The sequence below is a fragment of the Bacteroidota bacterium genome (assembly GCA_038746285.1).
Lineage (GTDB): Bacteria > Bacteroidota > Rhodothermia > Rhodothermales > JANQRZ01 > JANQRZ01.
The window spans coordinates 1-22,176 of record JBCDKT010000006.1 but is presented as its reverse complement, the minus strand read 5'-3'; the positions used below and the strand labels follow the sequence as shown (position 1 = coordinate 22,176).

The window sequence follows — 22,176 nt, the reverse complement described above, 5'->3', positions numbered from 1 at the left end:
GGGCAAAGGAGACACAGGGAGAAGCTGATCCGCCCTTGCGGGTTGTCCCTCCCGTGTCTATCCTCCCCGCCCCGGCCTTCTCCATTCAACCGCAGGCTCATGTACCGACTCCCACTCGTGCTCGCCCTCCTCGTCGCGGCTCCGCTCGCGGCGGCGCAGGACGCGCCCCGCAGCGCGGCCCTCGCCACCGCCCTCGACCACCTCAACGGCCAGCGCGCCGCCCTCGGCCTCAGCGCAGCCGACCTCGCCGACGTGGCCGTCACCGACGAGTATACCAGCCGCACCAGCGGCGTGACCCACCTCTACCTCCGCCAGACCGTCGGCGGCATCGAGGTCTTCAACGCCCGCGCCAGCGCTCACGTCGCGCCCGACGGCGCGGTGCACGCGCTCACGAGTAGCTTCGTCCCGAGCGCGGCGCGTGCGGCTAACGCGCCCGAGCCGTCGCTGACACCGGAAGAGGCCGTCGAGGCGGCAGCAGGCCACCTCGGGCTGTCGCTGGGCGCGGCGGCGGCAGTGGTGGAGCCGATGGACGCGCGCAAGCGGCTCACGCTGAGCGAGGCCGGCGTCTCGCTGGAGCCGATTCCCGTCCAGCTCGTCTACTTTGCGACCGAGAAGGGCGCGCTGCGCCTGGCGTGGGACCTGGCGATCTACCAGCTCGACGGTGAGCACTGGTGGAACCTGATCGTCGACGCCGAGACGGGCGCGGTGCTAGCCCAGTACGACTGGATCGTCCACGACGAGTGGCACGAGCCGCCTGCGCTCACCGACCTCCGCCCTTTCTCGCCCGAGCCCAGCCTCGGGGCACGCAGCACCGGCGGGGGGGCAACCTATAACGTGTGGGCGTACCCGCTGGAGGCCCCCTCGTTCGGGGGCCGCACGCTGGAGGTGAACCCGGCTGACCCGGCGGCCTCGCCCCTCGGCTGGCACGACGACGGCTCAGCGCAGTACACGATCACGCGCGGCAACAACGTCCATGCGTACGAGGACCGCAACGCCGACAATGCGCCCGGCTACGCCCCTGACGGCGGCGCGGCCCTCTCGTTCAACTTCCCCGTCGATCTCAGCGCGCAGTCGCCCGTCGAGTACCAGGATGCGGCGATCACGAACCTGTTCTACTGGAACAACCTCATCCACGACGTGATGTACCGCTATGGCTTCGACGAGGCGGCGGGCAACTTCCAGGAGGACAACTTCGGCAACGGCGGCCTCGGCGATGATTACGTGCGGGCGGAGGCGCAGGACGGAAGCGGGAGGAACAACGCCAACTTCGGCACCCCGCCCGACGGCAGCCGGCCGCGGATGCAGATGTTCGAGTGGAACGGCTCGCCGAGCTTCGAGATCAAGGCTCCGGCAGGGATCGCCGGGGGGTACGACACCGAACCCGCCACCTTCGGACCGAGCTTCCCGGCGAGCCTTCCGACGACCGCAGAGTCCGCCGCCGACGCCATCCCCCAGATCGTCCCCGTCGTCAGCCTCGACGGCGGCGGCCAGGACGGCGACGATGGGGCCGACCGCGCCTGCGAGGCCATCATCAACACGGTCGAGGTCGCAGGCAACATCGCGCTTATCGAGCGTGGTGGCTGCGAGTTCGGCCTCAAAGCCCTCGCCGCTGAGGACGCAGGGGCCGTCGGCGTGATCGTCCACAACAACGCCCGCACCGGCTCCGGTGAGAACGGCAGCCCCGAGGACCTCATCGAGATGGGGCCCGGTTCATTCGGAGACCAGGTCACGATTCCGGCAGCGTTCGTCCGCCAGAGCACGGGGCTGACGATCGTCGCGAACGCGCCCGTCCGGGGTGCCCTCCTCGCGCGCCCCGACCGCGACTCGGACCTGGACAACGGCGTGATCGTCCACGAGTACGGCCACGGCATCTCCAACCGCCTCACCGGCGGTCCCGGCACGTCCAGCTGCCTCGGCAACCGGGAGCAGATGGGTGAGGGCTGGAGCGACTACTACGGCCTCATGTTCTCCATGCGCCCCGGTGACACCCCCGGGCAGGTCCGCAGCATCGGCACCTACGTCACCTTCCAACCGACCGACGGCGGCGGCATCCGGCCGTTCCCGTACTCGACCGACATGAGTGTCAACCCGACCACCTACGGCGACATCGGCAGCGGCTTTTCGATCCCGCACGGGGTGGGGAGCATCTGGGCCAACATGCTGTGGGAGATGACCTGGGACCTCATCGCCGAGGAAGGCTTCGCGGCCGATCTCATCTCGGGCAACGGCGGCAACACGATCGCCCTTCAGCTCGTCACCGAGGGGCTGAAGCTGCAGTCGTGCTCGCCGGGCTTCGTCGATGGGCGCGACGCGATCCTGGCGGCCGACGCACTGCTCTACGGGGGTGCCTACTCGGACATCATCTGGCGCGCCTTCGCCCGGCGCGGCCTCGGCTTCAGCGCCAGCCAGGGCTCGTCGAACTCGGTCAACGACGGCAACGAGGCGTTCGACCTACCGCCGGACCTTCGGACGACCTCGGCCGGCATCGGAGCCGTCCGGGGATCCCACGCGCTGTCGGGGGCCTACCCGAACCCGTTCAGCGGGCATACTCAGTTCACCGTCGAGGTAGCGGCTGCCCAGGAGACCAGCGTCGTCGTTTACGACGCGATGGGGCGCACGGTGGCCCGGCTCCACGACGGCTTGCTGAGTCCAGGTGTCCCCCACGCGTTTGAGCTGGACGGGGCAGACTTGGCCTCGGGCGTGTACGTGGTCCGTGCCACGGGTGAGCACTTCACCGCTACCCGTCGCATCACGCTCCTGCGGTAGGCCGTCCCCGCCGGGGCGTTTCTCACAGGCCGGTAACAAGAGTGCGAGAAGTCGCCTCTCCCTTGCAGAGAGCGGCTTCTAGTAGTATCCTCTAGTCTTCGTTCCTCTTTCCCACTACCCCCAGAGGCTCATGCACCGACTTCTACTCGCGCTCACGCTACTTGCTGTGAGCGCCCCGCTCACCTTTGCGCAAAGCGCCGAGCTTTCGACCGCGCTGGAGCACCTCAACGCGCAGCGCGCCACGCTCGGCCTGACCGAAGCCGACCTCGCGGACGTCGCCGTCACCGACGAGTACACCAGCCGCACCAGCGGCGTGACCCACCTCTACCTCCGCCAGACTGTCGGCGGCATCGAGGTCTTCAACGCCCGGGCCAGCGCCCACGTCGCCCCCGACGGCGGCGTCCACGCCGTGCGCTCGTCGTTCGTCCCGAGTGCGGCGCGGGCCGCCAACACCGCCGAGCCGACGCTGACGCCGGCCGGGGCCGTGTCCGCGGCGGCGGGGCACCTCGGGCTGTCGCTGGGCGCGGCGGCGGCAGTGGTGGAGCCGATGGACGCGCGCAACCGGCTCACGCTGAGCGCGGCCGGCGTCTCGCTGGAGCCGATTCCCGTCCAGCTGGTCTACTTCGCAACGGACGAGGGCGCGCTGCGCCTAGCGTGGGACCTGGCGATCTACCAGCTCGACGGTGAGCACTGGTGGAACCTGATCGTCGACGCCGAGACAGGAACGGCGTTGGCGCAGTACGACTGGGTTATCCACGACGAGTGGGCGCATGACGAGGCGCACGCACCGGCTGACTACCGGCCCGTCGCGGCCAGCCCGATGGTTGGTGCTCGGGGTGCCGCTGCCGGCTCCTACAACGTGTGGGCGTACCCGCTGGAGGCCCCCTCGTTCGGGGGCCGCACGCTGGAGGTGAACCCGGCCGACCCGACCGCCTCGCCGCTGGGGTGGCACGACACCGGCGCGGTGCAGTACACGATCACGCGCGGCAACAACGTCCACGCCTCCGAGGACCGCGACGCCAACAACGTCCCCGGCTACGCCCCCGACGGCGGCGAGAGCCTCATCTTCGACTTCCCGATCGACTTCGAGACGCAGTCGCCCGTGGAATACGAGGACGTGGCGATCACGAACCTGTTCTACTGGAACAACCTCATCCACGACGTGATGTACCGCTACGGCTTCGACGAGGCCGCGGGCAACTTCCAGCAGAACAACTTCGGCAACGGCGGCCTCGGCAACGACTACGTCCAGGCCGACGCGCAGGACGGGAGTGGAACCAACAACGCCAACTTCGGCACTCCGCCCGACGGCAGCCGGCCGCGGATGCAGATGTTCCAGTGGGATGCCCCGCCGATCTTTGAGGTGACCGCACCGGCTGAGATTGCGGGGCAGTACCCGACGGCCCCGGCCAGCTTCGGCCCGCCTTTCCCCAGCGGCGCTGAGGTTTCCAGCATCGTTCCGGTCGTGAGCTTCGACGGCGGCAGCCAGGACGGCGACGACGGAGCCGACCGCGGCTGCGAAGAGTTCTTCAACGTCGACGAGATCGAGGGCAACATCGCACTCATCGAGCGTGGGGACTGCAGCTTTGTTGTCAAGGTGCGTAACGCGCAAGACGCCGGTGCCACCGGCGTCATCGTTCATAACAACGCACGGACGGGGACCGACGAGACGGGATCACCCGAGGATCTTGTCAACATGGGCCTCCCTCAGGGAGATAACGACAGCGACATAACAATCCCTTCGGCGTTTGTGCAGCAGAGCACCGGCCTCTCGCTCGTCGCCAACTCGCCCGGCGCGGAGGGCGCGCTCTCGGCCCAGCTCAGCCGCGACTCGGACCTGGACAACGTCGTGATCGTCCACGAGTACGGCCACGGCATCTCCAACCGCCTCACCGGCGGCCCCTCGGCGGCCTCCTGCCTCGGCAACCAGGAGCAGATGGGTGAGGGCTGGAGCGACTACTACGGCCTCATGTTCTCCATGCGCGAGGGCGACACGGCCGAGCAAGGTCGCGGCATCGGGACCTACCTCCAGTTCGACGAGACCACTGGCGGCGGCATCCGGCCGTTCCGGTACTCGACCGACATGAGCGTCAACCCGACCACCTACGGCGACATCCGCTCGGGCCTTTCGATCCCGCACGGGATCGGGAGCGTCTTCGCCAACGCGCTGTGGGAGATGACCTGGGGCCTCATCGCCGCCGAAGGCTTCGACGGCGACCTGATTGGCGGCACGGCGGGCAACAACATCGCCCTCCAGCTCGTGACCGAAGGGCTGAAGCTGCAAGCCTGCTCGCCGGGCTTCATCGATGGGCGCGACGGCATCCTGGAGGCAGACAGCCTGCTCTACGGGGGTGCCTACTCGGACATCATCTGGCGTGCCTTCGCCAAGCGCGGCATGGGCGTCGGTGCCAGCCAGGGCTCGTCCGGCGTCGTCGGGGACGAGACCGAAGACTTCGACCTCCCCGCGACGGTCTCCACCGAGGAGACGGCCGAGCCGGGCGTCTACGCGCTGTCGGCGGCCTACCCGAACCCGTTCACCGGGCGCACCCAGTTCACCGTTGAGGTGAGCGAGCCCCAGCAGGTCTCCGTCCTCGTCTACGACGTGATGGGGCGCACGGTGGCCCGGCTCCACGAGGGCCTGCTGGCTGCGACCGTCGAGCACACCTTCGAGCTGGACAGTGCAGGCCTAGCTTCGGGCGTCTACCTGATCCGCGCCACGGGCGAGCAGTTCACCGCCACCAGGCGCGTGACGCTGCTGCAGTAGCCCGGCACTAGCCACCCAGTCCTGCGACCGACTCGGCGGCAGGCTCTCCACGCGGAGGGCCTGCCGCTTTCTTTTGGTAAGCGGCGATAGCAGAACTATGCTTCTCTATACTGGACTATGCTATATTTGCTCACCTCTCAAGCGACACCACCCCGCCATGCCTAGAACAGCAGCCTTATTCGTTTTTCTACTTGCACTCCTCAATGGTTGCGACTCTACAACCAACTCACCGCCCTATCCCACAAACTACTATGGAAGTGGAATAGCTCAAACGAGTGAGGGGAACCCAACAGTACTCTCTATTCCTGTCATTCCTGGCATGAGCCAGGCCAATTATGTCAATCTCAAACCCAATTACGATTACAAACCGTTCTCGTGGTCCCATCCCCTGGGAGGGATTATTATCTCTGATTGGGTTGGGCTCCAGCCGCCGAACGCCTCTCTTAGCTACACATATGAAGACATGGGTTTTGGACCCACCCCTCTCGACAGACTACTGAACCTGGGAGTCCGGATGGGTTCTCCCAACGATCTACTCTCCTCAGGAATCATTGATAAAGTTGAAGTTTTATCTGGAAGTATTACTCTTCCCGTAGAGCTAGATCACTGGAATGGTGCCATACTGTATGATGAAGAAGTAAATTTCGTATCCATAAATATATCACAGCAATCGAGCTTCAACAGGGCAAGCGCAATTACGCATGAGTACTCGCCGGGGTCCTATGATTACTTTAATGTAAGGGGAGGAGGAGAACCTGGGGTTTTCATGTACATCGACACTGCTAATCTTGATCCGTTTAGGAGCAACCTTGCTAATGCTGACAACCAGTGCAATGAACCCTCTAGTCAACTCAAAAATTATTCTCATACGTTTTCTTTACAGAAGAGAAATATACCTCTCGGCACTCCGATCAAAATTGGGGCCTATGCTCAGGTAGGAGAACTCGCGCTAACATCACCGAACTGCGATGGTAAAATAGACCGTACAGCTAGCGTCTTTGACGTAGAGGCATTATCATTTTCTCTATTTGAGTCTTCCGGGAGTGCCAATCTGAGTGTGGACGGTGACACAGAGTCGCCGACAACCATACCGGCTGGTACAGTTCCTAATCAGGTTACGGTTGATCTTTTAGCTCCGAATTCGTCTGAGACCATTTCAAGGATTTGGGTTCGCGCTTCCGGTGATGAAATCTTCTCACGTGCATTTCCGCAGATCAATGGTACGCAAGCCTATCTCATCCTTTCAAATTGGGATACGCATTACATAATTGTCTCGACAAGTGACGGACGTGTAGGAAGATTCGTAGTTGAGTTATGTGGAGGTACGGCCGTTTGTGAAAACAGTTGATGACAGAATCTTTTGCTCGCCAAGCGGCAGGCTCTCCACGCAGAGGGCCTGCCGCCTTTTTTACAGCGTCGTCTCGTGCTTGACAAGCTTGGCGACGAAGAACGCCTCCATCTTCTCGCTTGGGAGGATGCGGCGGGCGTGCCGGACGCCCGGCAGCGGCTTACCCTTCCACTCGGCGAGCGCAGCCTGCGCTCGCGCCTCCGGCGGCAGCGCGACGGGCACCACCTCGACGCGCCCGTCGAACCTCTGGACCATCCGGCTCAGCACGACTTCGTTTTCCTCGGGCGCGAAGGTACAGGTGGAGTAGACGAGCGTACCGCCGGGGCGGAGGCTCTGGACCGCCGAGAACAGGAGCCGCCGCTGCTTGCGTGCCATCTCCTTGACCTTGCGCGGGCTCCAGTAGCGGAACGTCTCGGGGTCGGCCAGCCGAAAGCGCCCCTCGGTCGAGCACGGCGCGTCGAGGAGGACGCGGTCGAAGTGCTCGGGGCGGTGCCGCCAGACCGTTGCGCCGTCGCGGTGGAAGGTGCGGACGCACGTCGCGCCCTGCGCCTCCAGGTTGGCCCGCAGCTTGAAGAACCGCCCCCGGACGGCCTCGACCGCCGCGATCTCGCCCGCGTCGCCCATCAGGCAGACCAGTTGCCGCGTCTTGCTCCCCGGCGCGGCGCACAGGTCGAGGACTCGCTCACCCGGCTGCGGGCCGAGCACGAGCGGCGGAAGCTGACTGGCAAGGTTCTGCACGTAGAGCCGTCCCTCGGCGTACGCGGGTGAGGCGAGGAGCCCGGCCCGCTCGTCCGCCGCCACCCAGTACGCGCCGGGGAAGCCTGCGATCGCCTGCGGGTGCAGCCCCCCGCCTTCGAGCGCTGCGACGGTCGCCGCCGGCTCGGCGCGCAGCGTGTTGATGCGGAAGCCCGTCGCCTGCGGCGCGCCGAAGCTCTCCAGGACAGACCCCTGCTCGTCCGGCGGAACGATCTGGGCGAGTCGGTCGAGGAAGACGGCAGGGAGCATGGCAGAAGACGGAGGACGGTAGACAGAAGACCGTGGGTGTGGCTAACTTACTCAGCCCGCTCCGTCCTCTGTCCTCCGTCCCACCGTCCTCTGCCCACGTCCCGCCGATTTAACGGTTGCTTTTCGGGGGCCGATGTCAGTATCTAACACCTCACCCCGCACCACGCTCCGAACGCATGCACGCCGGCGGCGACGACGATATCATCCGCTGTTCGTTCTGCAACCTGACCGCGCAGGAAGTGGCTTCGATGGTCGCCGGCCCCGGCGTCTACATCTGCGACCGCTGCATCCACGACGCCTCCGGGATCGTGCGCGGCGACCTCGTGCTGAACCCGCCGCCGAGCCGCCCGGTCAGCACGCGCTCCCACCGCCTCACGCCGGGCGAGATCAAGGAGGCGCTCGACGCGTACGTCATCGGGCAGACCCGCGCCAAGCGCGCGCTCGCCGTCGCCGTCTACAACCACTACAAGCGGCTCGAAGCGCAGGAGTACCTCCACGACGACGTGGAGCTGGAGAAGTCCAACATCCTGCTCGTCGGCCCGACGGGGACCGGCAAGACGCTCCTCGCCCGGACGCTCGCCCGCGTCCTCGACGTGCCGTTTTCGATCTCCGACGCGACGGCCCTCACCGAGGCCGGCTACGTCGGCGAGGACGTGGAGAGCATCCTCAGCCACCTCCTCCAGGCGGCCGACTACGACCTCGAGCGCGCCCAGCGTGGGATCATCTACATCGACGAGATCGACAAGATCGCCCGCAAGTCGGACAACGCCTCGATCACGCGCGACGTCTCCGGCGAGGGCGTCCAGCAGGCGCTGCTCAAGATGCTTGAAGGGACCGTCGCCGGCGTCCCGCCGAAGGGCGGGCGCAAGCACCCCGAGCAGAGCCTCGTTCCCTTCGACACCTCGAACGTGCTCTTCATCGTAGGCGGCGCGTTCGCCGGGCTCCAGGACGTGATCGCCCGGCGGATGAGCGCCTCGCAGATCGGCTTCACCGCGGGCTCGGAGCGCCGTTTCGACAAGAACGACCCGGCCATCTTCCGGCACGCCGAGCCCGACGACCTGCTCAAGTTCGGCCTCATCCCCGAACTCGTCGGCCGGCTGCCAGTGCTGGCCGCGCTCGACCCGCTCACGCCGGAGGCGATGAAGCGCATCCTGGTCGAGCCCAAGAACGCGCTCGTCCGGCAGTACCAGAAGCTCCTCGCGATGGACGGCGTGGACCTGGTCTTCGACGACGAGGCGCTCGACGCGTTCGTCGAGCGGGCGCAGGCCCTCGGGACCGGCGCGCGCGGCCTCCGCAGCGTGATGGAGCAGACAATGCTCGACGTGATGTTCGACCTCCCGAGCCGCAGGGCGATCGGCCTGTGCCGCGTCTCGGGCGCGACCGCGCAGGGCGCCGCCCCGCCGGTGCTGGAGGAGCGCAAGGCGACGGCGTAGGAGCGGAAGAGCGGAGGTACGGAAGAGCGAAAGAGGTTTAGGCCCTGTCGACACGCTATTCTTCCCTGCTTCCGCTCGTCCCCGCTTCCGCTCTTAACCATGGGTGCATCCTATATTAGGGCGACTCAACCCGTCGCCCTATGGCCTCCGCGCTGCCCCGGCCTCTGCGCTCGCTCCTCGACGCCGCGAAGTTCTACCTCGCCGGCGTGTGGACGCGTATCAACGAGGTACCCGTCTTCATCTGGGCGCAGGCGATCGCGTTCAAGGTGCTCGTCACGATCCTGCCGCTGATCCTGCTTGCGACGGGCGTCTTCGGCATGGTGATGAAGCAGGAGAACCCGTTCGACGCGGTCGCGGGCTACCTCCGGACGTTCTTGCCGCCGGGCCAGAGCGAGACGCTCGTCGAGCTCCTCTTCCAGGTCCAGGATGCCTCCTCGGCCATCACCATCTTCGGGTCGGTGTTCCTCCTGGTGACGGTGATCACGCTGTTCTCGGCGCTGCGCTACGTCATCGCCACGGCGGTCCGCAACGAGCCGGACTACCGCCCCCTTCTCGGCGGCTACGTCTTCGACCTGCGCATGACGGCACAGGTGAGCCTCCTCTTCCTGCTGTCGTTCGCGCTGACGTTCTCGCTCAACTACGTCAGCGCGGCGAGCACCGAGGTGCTGGCCGGGTGGGGCTTCGACCCGGACTTCCTCAAGCGCGGCTGGGGCCTTGTGCTCCGGCTCGTGTCGCTGCTCGTCCCGTATGCGATCTCGGTGCTGATGTTCGTGCAGCTCTACTACTTCATCCCCCAGCCCTCGCCGTCGTCGCGGAGCGCGTTCTTCGGCGCGGCCTCTTCGGCGGTGCTCTTCGAGCTTGCCAAGAACGGGTTCACGATCTACGCGACGTACACCAGCACCTTCAGCCGCTACAGCGAGACGAGCGTCCCCGCGGCGGCGGCCGATGCGACCGCCCGTGCGGCGTTCGACGCCACCGAACCGGCCCTCGGGGGGCTGGGCAACGTCTTCGGCGTGCTGCTGGCCTTCGTGTTCTGGGTTTATTTCTCCGGCCTCGTCCTCATCATCGGGGCGATCATGACCGGGCTGCACGAGCGCCGCAACCACCCGGGCCGGAGCCGGATCAGGGCGTTCTTCCGAGGTCTCTTCGGAAAAGAAGCGGAGGACGAGGAGACGGTGGAACCGGACGGCCCGTCGCTGGATGCAAGGGCGCCGGACGCCAGGGCCGCCGCATCGGCCCCTCCGACCGGCGACGGAGCCCCGCCGTCGCTCCCCCGCACCTCTGCTTCCTGACTCCTCTCCCGCGCTGCCCGGCCTATGCGCCGCCGTCCCCTCTCCCTTCCTTTTCTCATCGCAGGTTTCGCCCTCACCCTCGCCTGGACCGGCGCGGCGGTCGCCCAGGACCCGCTGTTCCTCGTCGACGACCAGACGCAGGTGCGCTCGATCCGGTTCACGTTCGCCGAGCGGCAGACCTTCGAGCCGGACCTGCTGCGGGAGCAGATCGCGCTGACGGACCAGCCGGGCTTGCTCTTCTTCGGGCCGGGGACCCGGAGCACGCTCGACGGCATCCCGGTCCTCGGCTGGCTCATCCCCGGCCTCGGCGTCCACCCGTTCCTGCCGATCGAGATGCAGAAGGACGTCGTCCGGCTGCGGCGCTTCTACAACCGCAACGGCTTCCTCCAGCCGGAGATCGACTGGCTCACCGACCTCGACACGACGAGGAACACGATCAAGGTGCTCTTCACGATCGACGAGGGCCCGCCGCTGCTGCTGGACAACCTCGCCTTCCAGGACACCACCGGCCGGCCGGCCGTGGAGCAGCTTCCAGCCAGCCTCCATCCCGCCTGGAACGCCTTCCGCGACCGGATCGCGCTCCAGCAGGGCGAGCGGCTCGACGACTTCCGGCTCCTCCAGCTCGAAGACGCCACGCTGAGCTGGGTGCGCGACCAGGGCTACGCTTTCGCCCGCGTAGAGGCCGAGAGCGACGTGGACTCGCTCGCTAACCGGGCCGACGTCACGATCCGCCTCGCGGCCGGGCCGCGCGGGCGCGTCAGCGAAATCCAGGTCGAGGGCTCGGACTCGGTCAGCCCGAACGTAGTGCGGCGCGAGCTCCCGTTCCGCGAGGGCGACCGGTTCTCGTTCAGCGAACTCGTCGAGGGGCAGCGCGAGGTCTTCGGCCTGAACCTTTTCCAGATCGCGCTCGCCGACGTGCCCGAGGGCCAGCCCGAGGACTCGAGCGTCGTCGTCCGCCTCCGGGTGCGCGAGGGCGAGGCGCGCATCGTCTCGGGGTCCGTCGGCTACCTCTCCGAGGCCGGCGCGACGACGCAGGCCCAGTGGACCCACCGCAACTTCTTCGGCGGGGCGCGCACCTTCACCGCCTCGGCCGTCGCCAACACCGGTGCCGGGGCGATCGTGAGCGAGCCGCAGCGGCTCTACCGGGCGTCGGTCCTCCTCCGCCAGCCCTACTTCCTGAACCGCCGCCTCGCGCTCCTGGGCTCCCCGTTCGCCGAGTTCCGCGACGACGACCGCAACGAGTCGACGACGTACGGCGGCACGGCGACGCTGCTCTACGAGGTGGAGCCGCTCAAGACGGCCTCGCTCCAGTACGGGATCGAGCTGCGCGACGTGCAGGAGTTCCGCACGGCCAGCACGGCCAACCTCGACCTCGCCACGCTCCTCGACTTCGCCCGCCAGGACTCGCTCCAGGACGTACTCGCCGGGCGCGTGGACCGCAGCACGCTCGCGGTGGCGGGCAGCTACGGCGCGCTCGACGACGACCTCGACCCACGCCGGGGGTACATCCTTCGCCCCACCGCCGAGGTCGCCCTCCCCCTCCCGATCACGAGCGTCGAGTACGGCCGGCTCGGGGCGACGGCGACGGGGTTCTTCCCGCTCACCGAATCGATCGGGCTCTACGGGCGCGTGAACGGCGGGCGGCTCTTCGCGTTCGGCACGAGCGTGCCCGGCAGCGGGGCCGACGACGCCCTCACCGAATTCGTCCGCCTGCGGAACGTCGTCTTCCTCGGCGGCGGCACGGGCGACGTGCGCGGGTGGGGCATCGGCCTGCTCGGTCCCAAGGTCCCGGACGTCGAGCAGCGCATCACCGAGGCGACCCTCACCACGCCGGCCGACACCACCCTGCGGGCGAGCCGCTACGTCGGCATCGGCGGGCTGTCGAAGGTGACGGCCACGGCCGAGGTCCGCCTTCCGTTCCCCGGCTTCGGCCCGAACTTCGGCACCTTCGTCTTCCTCGACGCCGGGCGCGTCTGGACCAGCGACGAGCGCTTCCTGACCGACGAGGAGCCGGACCCCCGCTTCGACGGCCTCGACATCAACCCCGACCGGTTCTTCTACGCGGCCGGAGCCGGGATGGCGTTCGCCACGCCCGTCGGCGCGATCCGCTTCTCGGTCGGCTACAAGCTGAACCCGGACTACTTCGACCTCCGCAGCCCGCAGGACGTGCTGAACGCACTCCAGAACGGGGAGCCCCTGGCGGACGTGCCAACGAACGAGCTTCCGATCTTCGGGCTGTTCACGATTCCCGAGTCGAACCGCATCCACCTCCACTTTTCCATCGGGCAGACGTTTTAGGGCTTTTAGCTTTCGGCTACTGGCTTTCAGCTCTTCGCCCCCTTCGCTCTGCCCGCAGCCGACAGCCAGTAGCTGACAGCCACCACATGGCCGGCACCGACCTCAATACTACCCCGTCCTCCGACGCCCCGCCGAAGCGGAGCCTCGGGGTCCGCCTAGCCACCTGGCTCGGCATCGCGCTCGCGGTGCTCGTTGGGGTCGTGCTCGTGGCGGCGCTCCTGCTGCGGACGGAGTGGGGCCGAAGTAAGGTGCAGGACATTGCGGTGGCGCAGGTCCAGAACCTGCTCGCCGAGGGCGGCACGGTCACCGTAGACCGGCTCGACGGCGGCTTCCTCACGGGCGCGCGCCTCCTCGGACTGGAGATCCTGCAAGACGGCGAGACGGTCATCCGCATCGATACGGCACGCGCGGACTACCAACTGCTCACCCTGCTCCGCAAGCGGCTCGCGCTCGGCGAGGTCGTCATCTCCGGCGTCGAGGTCGTCGCCCGCGAGGACGCTGACTCGACGTGGAACTTCGCCCGCGTGCTCAAGCCCGCCGCCGAGGACACCTCGGCCTCGGCGTTCACGGTCACACTCGACGAGGCGCGGATCACGCGGGGCCGCGTCGAGACCCGGTTCTATTCGGCGACGGGTGACTCTGTGCTGACGGTCGATGGGCTGAACGCGACACTGAGCGGCTTCCACTTCGGACCGGGACGGCTCGAAGGCACGCTCGACACGCTCTACGCCACGGCGACGCCGAACGCCGGCGGCCCCGTCCAACTCGCCATGGCCGGAGGTTTCGGGGACGACCAGGCGATGCTACGCAGTTTCCTCCTCACCTCGGACCGGAGCGACGTCCGGGCCAGCGGCCGCATCGACTACGGGGGCGAGGACCTCACCTTCGACGCCGACCTCCAGGCCAGCCCACTGGCCTTCGCCGACGTGCGCGCCTTCGCCCCGGTCCCGCTCTACGGCACGCCCACCATCCGGCTCCAGGCCAACGGCACGCCCCAGGACATCCTCGCCCGCCTCGACGCCGAGTTCGCCGAGGGCGGCACGGTCGACCTCAGCGGGGCCTTCTCGGGCGGCAGCGCGACCGGCCCCGTCCGCTACGCCGCCGAGGGCACCGTCCGCGACCTCGACCCCGGCCGCCTCCTCGGCAACCCCGCCTTCGCCGGGGCCCTCAGCGCCGACCTCGACCTCGACCTCAGCGGCCCGAGCCGCGAGGCGCTCGACGGCACGCTCGACGTGAAGGTGCGCCCGACGACGCTGGGCGAGCGGACCATCGAGCGGGCCGACCTCGTCGGGCAGTTCACCGGCGGCCAGCTTCAGTTCACGCTCGGCGCGGCGGTGCCCGGCGCGCGCGTCTTCGCCGAGGGCACGGCACGGCCCTTCGCCGACGTACCGCGCTACAATGTAGACGGACAGGTCCAGGACGTGGACCTCGCGCGGCTCCTCCAGAACCCCGAGCAGCCCGGCCGCTTCGCCGGGACGTTCGCCGCCGAGGGCCGGGGGTTCGCACCCGAGACGGCGGTCGCCACGGCGAGCGTCCGGCTCAGCGAGGCACAGGTCGGGGAGATCGAACTGGATACGCTGCGGCTTGGCGTGACCCTCCGGGACGGCACGGTCGGCTACGACACCGAGGCGACCTTTGCGGGCGACGGCGGTCTCGTGGCGGCGGAAGGCGTCGTCCGCCCCTTCGCCGAGCCGCTCGCCTACCGTGTGGACGACGGCCGGCTCGAAGACTTCGACCTCGCCGCCGTCACCGGCGACACGACACGCACGGACCTCACCGGCCGCTTCGCCCTGTCGGGCTCTGGGGCCGAGGCCGCCCGCCTCAGCCTCGACCTCACGGCTAGCCTCCGGGACTCACGCTACGCGGCCTACCGGATCGACGACGCGAACGTCGCGGCGAACCTGCGCGGCGGCCGGCTCGCGTTCGACCTCGACGCCGACCTCGGCGCGGCGGGCGGCCTCGACGCCGAGGGGACGGCGCAGCCTTTCGAGGAACCGCTCGCCTACGAGGCGCGGGGCGCTGTCCGTAACCTCGACCTCGGCGTGATCGCCCAGGACACCACGCAGTCGAGCGACCTGACCGGCACCTTCGCCGTCTCCGGCACCGGCGTCGACCCGCAGACGCTCGCCGCCGACGTGCGGCTCGACCTCCGGGACGCGCGCTTCCGCGACCAGCAGATCACTGAGGGCACCGTCACCGGCGCGCTCCGCAGCGGCGACCTCCGCCTGGACGTGGACGCGGCGACGCCGGACGGCGACCTCCGCCTCGCGGCCAGCGGGCGGCCCTTCGACGAGACCCCGACGCTGCGGCTCAGCGAGAGCACGTTCCGGGGCCTCAACCTCGCCGCCGTCACCGGCAACCCCGCGCTCCAGACCAGCCTCAACGGGTTCGTCGAGCTCGAGCTCGACGGGTTCGACCAGCAGCTCGCCACGGCCTCCGGCCGGATCGTCCTCGCCGAGTCGCGCGTCAACGGGGCCGCGCTCGAATCGGGCACCGTGCGGTTCGACAACGACCGGGGCTACGTCGAGGCCGGCCTCGACCTCGACTTCGAGACCGGCGGGGCGGCGGCGCAATTCACCGGGCGGCCCTTCGGCGAGACGCCGAGCTACGACGCCTCGGGCGCGCTCGACGGCCTCGACGTGACGGCGCTGCTCGGGGAGGTCCTGCCCGACTCGGTCGACCTCCGCCGCGAGGCGACGCGCCTCACCCTGTCCTTCGACGTGGCCGGGCGCGGCTTCGACCCGGCGACGATGACGCTCGACGGCTCGCTCGTGGGCGGGGGCTCGGTAGTCGTCGGGGCTGACCTGGACTCGCTCCGGACGGACTTCGGGCTCGCGGGCGGCGTGGTGCAGGTAGACGGCCTCCTGCTCCGGTCGTCGTTCGCCGACGCCACTGGCGCGGGGCAGATCGCGCTGCCGGACTACGCCTCGGCCCCGACCGACTTCGCGTTCGAGGCCGAGGTCAAGGACACGACGCCGCTCAACGCCTTCCTCGCCGAGCCGGTGACGCTGGAGCAGGGCCGCGTCGAGGGCCGCGCCACCGGTGCCCCCGGCGACCTCTTCGCCGACGTCCGCGTCGAGGCGCAGCAGTTCGCCTACGGCGAGATCCGCGCCTCCACGCTCGACCTCATCCTCAACGGCGAGGTCGCCGGCGCAGCGGCCGACACGAGTGCCCTCGGCGGGGTCCGGGGCACGGCCCGCATCGACTTCGGCTTCCTCTCGCTCCCGAGCATCGACATCGAGGGGGGCGACATCGACGTGACCTACGACGGCGAGGAGCTTACCGCCCAGGGTGAGCTCGGCGTCGACCGGCGGCGCGACCTCGCCTTCCGCCTCCGCACCGACCTCAACCCCAACGAGCGGAACGTCGTGCTGGAGACGTTCACCTTCAACGTCGACGGCGAACCCTGGCAGCTCCTGCAGGAGGCGACCATCTCCTACGGCTCCCGCACCCGCTTCCGCAACCTCCTGCTCTACTCCGGCGACCAGCAGATCGCCGTCGACGGCGTGGTCGACCTCGAAGGCGAGCAGAACCTCGTGCTCACGGTTGACCAGCTGGCGATCGACGCCGTCACCGACCTCGTCGGCTACGACGGCGTCGGCGGCACGCTCTCGACGACGCTCGTGCTCGCCGGCCCGGCCGCCCGGCCGACGATCAACGGGTCGGTCCAGATCGACAGCCTCGTCTCCGGCGGCGAGACGGTCGGCTCGCTCGCCACCGAGATCGCCTACGACGACTTCCGCCTCACCCTCGGCGCGCTCCTGACGCACGTCTCGGGGCAGACGCTCCGCGCCGAGGGCTTCCTCCCGCTCGGCTTCCGGCTCAGCCCGGCCGAGGGCGAGGCGGCCCGCGTCAGCGAGGCCGCCGCCGGCGACGTGGACTTCGTCGTCCGCGCCGACTCGTTCCCCGTCTCGTGGGCCCAGCCGTTCCTCCCGCCCGAGACCTTCACCGAGGTCGGCGGCACGCTCGCGGCCGACCTCACGGTCACCGGCACGCAGGCCGACCCCGTCCTCGGCGGCGAGGCTCGGCTCTCGGACGGCCGCCTCGGCCTGCTCGCGCTCGGGCGGACGGTCCAGGCCGTCGAGATCCCGCTCGTCTTCGACGGCAACATGGTCCGCATCCGGGGCGCGCGCGCCGGGGCGCGGAGGAACGGCGCGCTCGAAGCCGAGGGCACGATCACGCTCCCGAAGCTCTCGCTCGGCGAACTCGCGATTGCCATCGAGATGGACGGCTTCAACGTCATCGAGACCCCGACCTACGACGCGCTCCGCCTGACCACGCGCGACCTCCCGCTCCTGTTCGAGGGCACGACCGACTTCCCGCGCCTCACCGGGGCGATCACGCTCGAATCGGGCGACATCTACCTCACCGAAGAGCTCACCGGCCCGGACCTCGAAGAGGTCGAGCTGAGCGAGGCCGAGCTCCAGCGCATCGAGGCCACGTTCGGCGTCCGCGCCACCGAGGCCGACACGGCGCGCTCCGTCTTCGTCCAAAACCTGGAGCTCGACCTCGACCTCGAGATCGACCGCAACGTCTGGCTCCGCAGCAACACCAACCCCGAGTTCGACATCGAGTTCTTCGGGACGCTCCTCGTCCAGAAGGAGCCGGGGGGCGAGAACCAGCTCTTCCGCACGATCGAGGTCAACCGAGGGAGCGTGGTCTCGCTCGGGCGCAAGTTCGACCTCCGGCGCGGCGTCCTCACCTTCAACGGGCCCGTCTCCGAGACGCAGATCGACCTCGAAGCCGCCTACGAGGTCCCGGCGCGCTCCGGCCCTGGCACCGAGGCGACGATTCTCTTGACCTTCGCCGGGCGGCTCGGCGAGGAGGGCGAGCAGGCCGAGGACGGCCTCGCGCTGACCTTCTCGGCCGAGCCCGCGATGGAGAACACCGACATTCTCTCGTACATCGCCACCGGGCGCCCGGCCGGCGAGGCGTTCGGCGGCGGCGGGGACGGCGGGCTCGGCGGGGCGGCTCTCGGGGCTGGCATCGGCCAGCTTTCCGGCATCGTCGAGGGCCTGGCGGCCAACTCGGGGCTCGCCCTCGACGTGATCGAGATCAACCAGCGCCCGGACGGCGCGATCGTCGCCACCTTCGGCAGCTACGTCACCAACCGCACCTTCGCCTCGCTCAGCCCGGTCATCAAGCCCTCTCCCACCGACGACGGCGAGACCGAGTCGCGCTTCGAGGCGACGCTGGAGTACCAGCTCCTCGACTGGCTCATCCTGCAGCTCGAGCGCCGCAACCAGGGCGGCGACGGCGGCAGCGCCCTGATCGAGTTCTCGTACTGATTCGTGAGGCTGTCGGCTTCCGGCTTTTGGCGGTTGGCTCGCTATCATTCCTCGTCCCAGCAGGGGCGCACGGCCGTGCGACGGTGTAGGCATGCCAACAACGCAGAGGCATGACCCTGAGGAATGACCCTGGGCACGATGCGTCGGCGTCCGTCTCGCTCACCCTCACCGGTGCGACCGTATACTGGACCGCCGGTAGTCAGAAGCTGACAGCCGAAATCCAATAGCCGACACCCTCTCATGGAGCCCCCTGTCACCGACGAGCCCCGCCCGGACGACGCGCGCCCGCGGTCGTTTGCCGAGCGCAAGCGCACAGCCCGGAGGGCGCGGGCCAACGAGAAGATCCTCCGCGAGAAGAGCTTCGCCGAGCAGGCGCTGGAGCAGTTCCGTCACTCGCAGAGCGTGCTCTACGCCTTCCTCGACGAGGCCGGGGCGCTCTTCAGCTTCATCGGCCGCTTCTTCCGCCGGTTCTGGCGGCGGCCGTTCGAGTGGCGGGAGCTGCTGAACCAGATGGACGAGGTCGGGAGCAAGAGCTTCCTCCTCGTCTCCGTCTGCGGCCTCGCGATTGGGATCGTGCTGGCGATGCAGAGCCGGGGGACGCTCGCGCGCTTCGGGGCCGAGGCCTTCCTGCCGAGCATGCTCGCGCTCTCGGTCTTCAAGGAGATCGGCCCGGTCATCACGAGCCTCGTCCTCGCCGGGCGGCTCGGGGCGGGCTTCGCCGCCGAGATCGGGTCGATGAAGGTCACCGAGCAGATCGACGCGATGGAGGCGGCGGCGCTCAAGCCGTTCCACTACCTCGTCGTGACGCGCGTGCTGGCCTGCATCATCATGTTCCCCCTGCTGACGATCCTCGTGGACATCATCGCGATGTCGGGCGGGTTCCTCGAGAGCAACCTCGCCACGAACATGGACTGGCGCGTGTTCATCGACACGGCGTTCACCTCGATGCGGTTCGTCGACGTGACCGTCGACACGCTCAAGACGAGCATCTTCGGGTTCATCGTCGGGATCGTGGCGTGCTACCTCGGCTACACCGTGCGCGGCGGCACGCGCGAGGTCGGGCAGGCGGCGATGCAGGCCGTCGTGCTCTCGTCGCTGCTGATCCTGATCGCCGACGTGGTCGTGGTCCGCATCTCGCTCTTCATCTTCGGCGACGTGTCGGGAGGGTAGAAGGCTGGACGATGGATGATGGAGCATAGAGGATGGAGGACGACGCATACCCATGACTCTGTTTCGCCCCGTTGGCTTGAAAGAGCTGGAGCTAATTGCTGAGAGCAGGTGGCGCGCTTTTCCTCCTCGCTTGGAGTAGCAACCCATCTTCTACCCAGTACTCAACTTTGAGTACGCTGAACAGATTGCAAGTGGGTGGAACTTGAGCGATGAGAACTCAGGCTACTGCGGATTCGTGACGCGCTTTGAGATAGACAGCGGATTCGCGGAGCGGTACGACGTGCAGGTAGCCGGAAGCGCACGGACTCACCGAGAGTTGTGGGTCCCCGCCGAGGAGCTTGAGGTGTTCAACGGTCATCTACGCGGCTTGATAGAAGTCATTGCGTCACACTACGGCGACCGCTTCGAGGGAACGATAGATCCGCTGACAAACCTGCCTGCGGATCTCCCTGCGCCGTCCTCGTAGCACACCCATCTTCTATCTTCCACCCTCCATCCTCCAGCCCCCCTCATGATCGACGCGCTCGACACTACGCAGCCCGATGCCCCTGTGACCGGCGGCTCCCCGCCGCCGCCGGAGGGCACGGTCATCGAACTCCGGGGCATCCACAAGAGCTTCGGCGAGAACCACGTCCTGCGCGGCATCTCGCTCTCGGTCCCGGCGGGGTCGAGCGCCGTCGTGCTCGGCGGCTCGGGCTCGGGCAAGAGCGTGCTCATCCGCCACATCGTCGGGCTGCTGAAGCCGGACCAGGGCGAGGTCTGGGTCAAGGGCCAGCGCGTCGACCTCCTCGACGGCAACGCCCTCGACCGTGTCCGGCTCTCGATCGGCTACCTGTTCCAGGGCGGCGCGCTCTTCGACTCGATGACGGTCGAGGACAACATGCGCTTCTACCTCGACCGCCACACGGCGCTCTCGAAGGGCGAGAAGCAGGACCGCATAGAGGCAGCCGTCGCCGACGTGAACCTCTCGCAGACACTGAAGCAGTTTCCGGCGGAGCTCTCGGGCGGGCAGAAGAAGCGCATCGGCCTCGCCCGCGCCGTGATCCTCGAACCCGAGATCATCCTCTACGACGAGCCCACGACCGGCCTCGACCCGATCAGCATCCGCGTCGTCTCGGACCTCATCGTCCGCCTCCGCGACGAGCGTGGCATCTCGTCGGTCGCCATCACCCACGACCTCCTCGCCGCCTCGATCATCGCCGACGACCTGCACTTTCTCTACCAGGGACGCTTCGTCGAGAGCGGGTCGCTCGACGACCTCCGCGCCTCGGAGGAGCCCATCATCAAGGACTTTTTCTACGGCACCGAGCAGTACGGCGCGTAGCGCTCGGTTTCTAGTTCCTGGTTTTCGGTTCCTAGTTCAGCACGCTCGGCCGCGTTCGCTCGACTAGAAACCAGAAACGAAGGACCAGAAACTAGACGCCTCACGGTGCACTACGCGGCACGCCGGTGGGGTTATACTTCCGTCCCCCACGCGAACCTCACCGGTATCCCCATGTCTCGTCAAGCCCGGCTCGGCCTGATCGTCCTCGGCGGCGTCCTCGCCTTCATGCTGGCCCTCTTCGTGCTCGCCCAGCGCTCGGTGCTGCTGTCGAACACCTTCCGCGTGAGCGCCGAGTTCAACGACGCGGGCGGCCTCATGCCCGGCGCGACGGTGCAGCTCCAGGGCGTCCGCGTCGGGCGGGTCGAGTACGTGGACCTCCCCGACTCCCCCGGCCAGCCGATCACCGTCGGGATGGAAATCCAGGAGAAAGAGCGCAACCTGATCCGGCTGGACAGCCGCGCCATCATCCAGACCGAGGGCCTCGTCGGCAACATGATGGTCGTGCTCACGAGCGGCAGCCGGACCTCGCCGGTCGTGGCCGAGGGCGGGACGATCACCGGCATCGACCCGTTCAGCTTCACGGCGGTCACCGACCGCCTCTTCGAGTCCGTCGCCCGGTTCGACTCGGTGACGGTCGCCTTCACCGGCATCATGGGGGACATCCGCAGTGGCGAGGGCTCGCTCGGCGCGTTCCTCTACGACGACCGGCTCTACGAGGAGAGTGTGCTGACGGCGCAGGAGACGCGCGCCGCGCTGCGCGGCCTCACCGCCGAGGCCGACGCCCTCGTCGGGATCGCCGCCTCCGCCTCCGAGGGCATCAACGAGATCATCGCCAAGGTCAACACCGGCGATGGCACGATGGCGCGCTTCCTCAACGACGACGCCATCTACAACGCCATGCTCGAGGCCAGCCAGGAGTTCAACGCCGCCGCCGGCGACGTCTCGACCGTCACCGACCGGATGGAAGACGCCGCCAACTGGGCCACGCTGGGCGCCTTCCGCCTCGCCGAGAACATGGAGGCGCTCAAGGAGAACTGGTTCTTCAAGGGCTACTACGAGCGGCGCGGCTACCGCGAGAAGGCCCCGTTCGAGATCCGCGAGCAGGCCCTCGGCGAGACCTACGAGGCCCTCGAAGTGCGCGAGCGCGAGCTCTACGAGTGGGAGCAGCGCCTCGAGCGCCAGGCCGCGACCCTCGGCGTGAACGCCGACCCCACCATGCCTCCGCCTCCAATCGCCGACGCACCAACGCCGGAGACCGACGGAGACACCGACGAGGCACCGTAGGCGAAAGGCCGACTGCCGCATCAGGCGAGGGTCCCCTCTCTTTGTTGAAGGAGGACCGGGGTTATACCAGTTCTTCAGGATAGTGTCTCACCTACACGAGGTCGTCCCCGCGTAGGCGGGGACCCATGCACCCCCCTACGTGAAGCGCCGCCGCCTGATGGATGCCCGCCTGCGCGGGCATGACATGAGAGTGAGGCAACAATC

General features: G+C 68.1%; 12 protein-coding genes. 11 read left to right on the top strand and 1 reads right to left on the bottom strand.

Annotated elements, in window-relative coordinates:
* Nucleotides 1–99: 99 nt before the first annotated feature.
* The 3 genes from AAGI91_03300 to AAGI91_03290 all read left to right on the top strand — a co-directional run bounded on the left by AAGI91_03300 (nucleotide 100) and on the right by AAGI91_03290 (nucleotide 6,878).
* On the top strand, nucleotides 100–2,766 hold the full coding sequence (locus AAGI91_03300; GenBank protein ID MEM1041634.1) for a T9SS-dependent M36 family metallopeptidase: 2,667 nt from the start codon (nucleotides 100–102) through the stop codon (nucleotides 2,764–2,766).
* 130 nt (nucleotides 2,767–2,896) lie between these two features.
* Nucleotides 2,897–5,530 carry a T9SS-dependent M36 family metallopeptidase gene (locus AAGI91_03295; GenBank protein MEM1041633.1) on the top strand — a complete coding sequence of 878 codons (2,634 nt, stop codon included), beginning with the start codon at nucleotides 2,897–2,899 and terminating at the stop codon, nucleotides 5,528–5,530.
* 157 nt (nucleotides 5,531–5,687) lie between these two features.
* Nucleotides 5,688–6,878 carry a hypothetical protein gene (locus AAGI91_03290; GenBank protein ID MEM1041632.1) on the top strand — a complete coding sequence of 397 codons (1,191 nt, stop codon included), beginning with the start codon at nucleotides 5,688–5,690 and terminating at the stop codon, nucleotides 6,876–6,878.
* 60 nt (nucleotides 6,879–6,938) lie between these two features.
* On the opposite strand, the gene AAGI91_03285 is transcribed toward AAGI91_03290, so the two are convergent.
* Nucleotides 6,939–7,883: an RsmB/NOP family class I SAM-dependent RNA methyltransferase gene (locus AAGI91_03285; GenBank protein ID MEM1041631.1), complete on the bottom strand. Its 945-nt coding sequence runs from the start codon at nucleotides 7,881–7,883 to the stop codon at nucleotides 6,939–6,941.
* 176 nt (nucleotides 7,884–8,059) lie between these two features.
* Here AAGI91_03285 and clpX point away from each other — a divergent pair, with 176 nt between their 5' ends.
* The 8 genes from clpX to AAGI91_03245 all read left to right on the top strand — a co-directional run bounded on the left by clpX (nucleotide 8,060) and on the right by AAGI91_03245 (nucleotide 21,972).
* Nucleotides 8,060–9,316 (top strand): ATP-dependent Clp protease ATP-binding subunit ClpX, encoded by a 1,257-nt coding sequence (gene clpX / locus AAGI91_03280; GenBank protein MEM1041630.1) that lies wholly within the window; start codon nucleotides 8,060–8,062, stop codon nucleotides 9,314–9,316.
* A 140-nt stretch (nucleotides 9,317–9,456) separates the two neighbouring features.
* Nucleotides 9,457–10,608, top strand: a complete 1,152-nt coding sequence (locus AAGI91_03275) for a YihY/virulence factor BrkB family protein (protein MEM1041629.1) — start codon at nucleotides 9,457–9,459, stop codon at nucleotides 10,606–10,608.
* Nucleotides 10,609–10,632: 24 nt separating this feature from the next.
* A complete protein-coding gene (locus AAGI91_03270) occupies nucleotides 10,633–12,906 on the top strand; it encodes a BamA/TamA family outer membrane protein (protein ID MEM1041628.1) in 2,274 nt (757 codons plus the stop codon).
* Between the two features lie 86 nt (nucleotides 12,907–12,992).
* On the top strand, nucleotides 12,993–18,194 hold the full coding sequence (locus AAGI91_03265; GenBank protein MEM1041627.1) for a translocation/assembly module TamB domain-containing protein: 5,202 nt from the start codon (nucleotides 12,993–12,995) through the stop codon (nucleotides 18,192–18,194).
* A 240-nt stretch (nucleotides 18,195–18,434) separates the two neighbouring features.
* The gene (locus AAGI91_03260; GenBank protein MEM1041626.1) at nucleotides 18,435–19,364 is read left to right on the top strand and encodes an ABC transporter permease; all 930 of its coding nucleotides are present in this window, start codon (nucleotides 18,435–18,437) and stop codon (nucleotides 19,362–19,364) included.
* A gap of 202 nt (nucleotides 19,365–19,566) precedes the next feature.
* Nucleotides 19,567–19,830, top strand: a complete 264-nt coding sequence (locus tag AAGI91_03255; protein ID MEM1041625.1) for a hypothetical protein — start codon at nucleotides 19,567–19,569, stop codon at nucleotides 19,828–19,830.
* Nucleotides 19,831–19,875: 45 nt separating this feature from the next.
* Nucleotides 19,876–20,688 (top strand): ATP-binding cassette domain-containing protein, encoded by an 813-nt coding sequence (locus AAGI91_03250; protein ID MEM1041624.1) that lies wholly within the window; start codon nucleotides 19,876–19,878, stop codon nucleotides 20,686–20,688.
* 171 nt (nucleotides 20,689–20,859) lie between these two features.
* A complete protein-coding gene (locus AAGI91_03245; protein MEM1041623.1) occupies nucleotides 20,860–21,972 on the top strand; it encodes an MlaD family protein in 1,113 nt (370 codons plus the stop codon).
* Nucleotides 21,973–22,176: the final 204 nt, after the last annotated feature.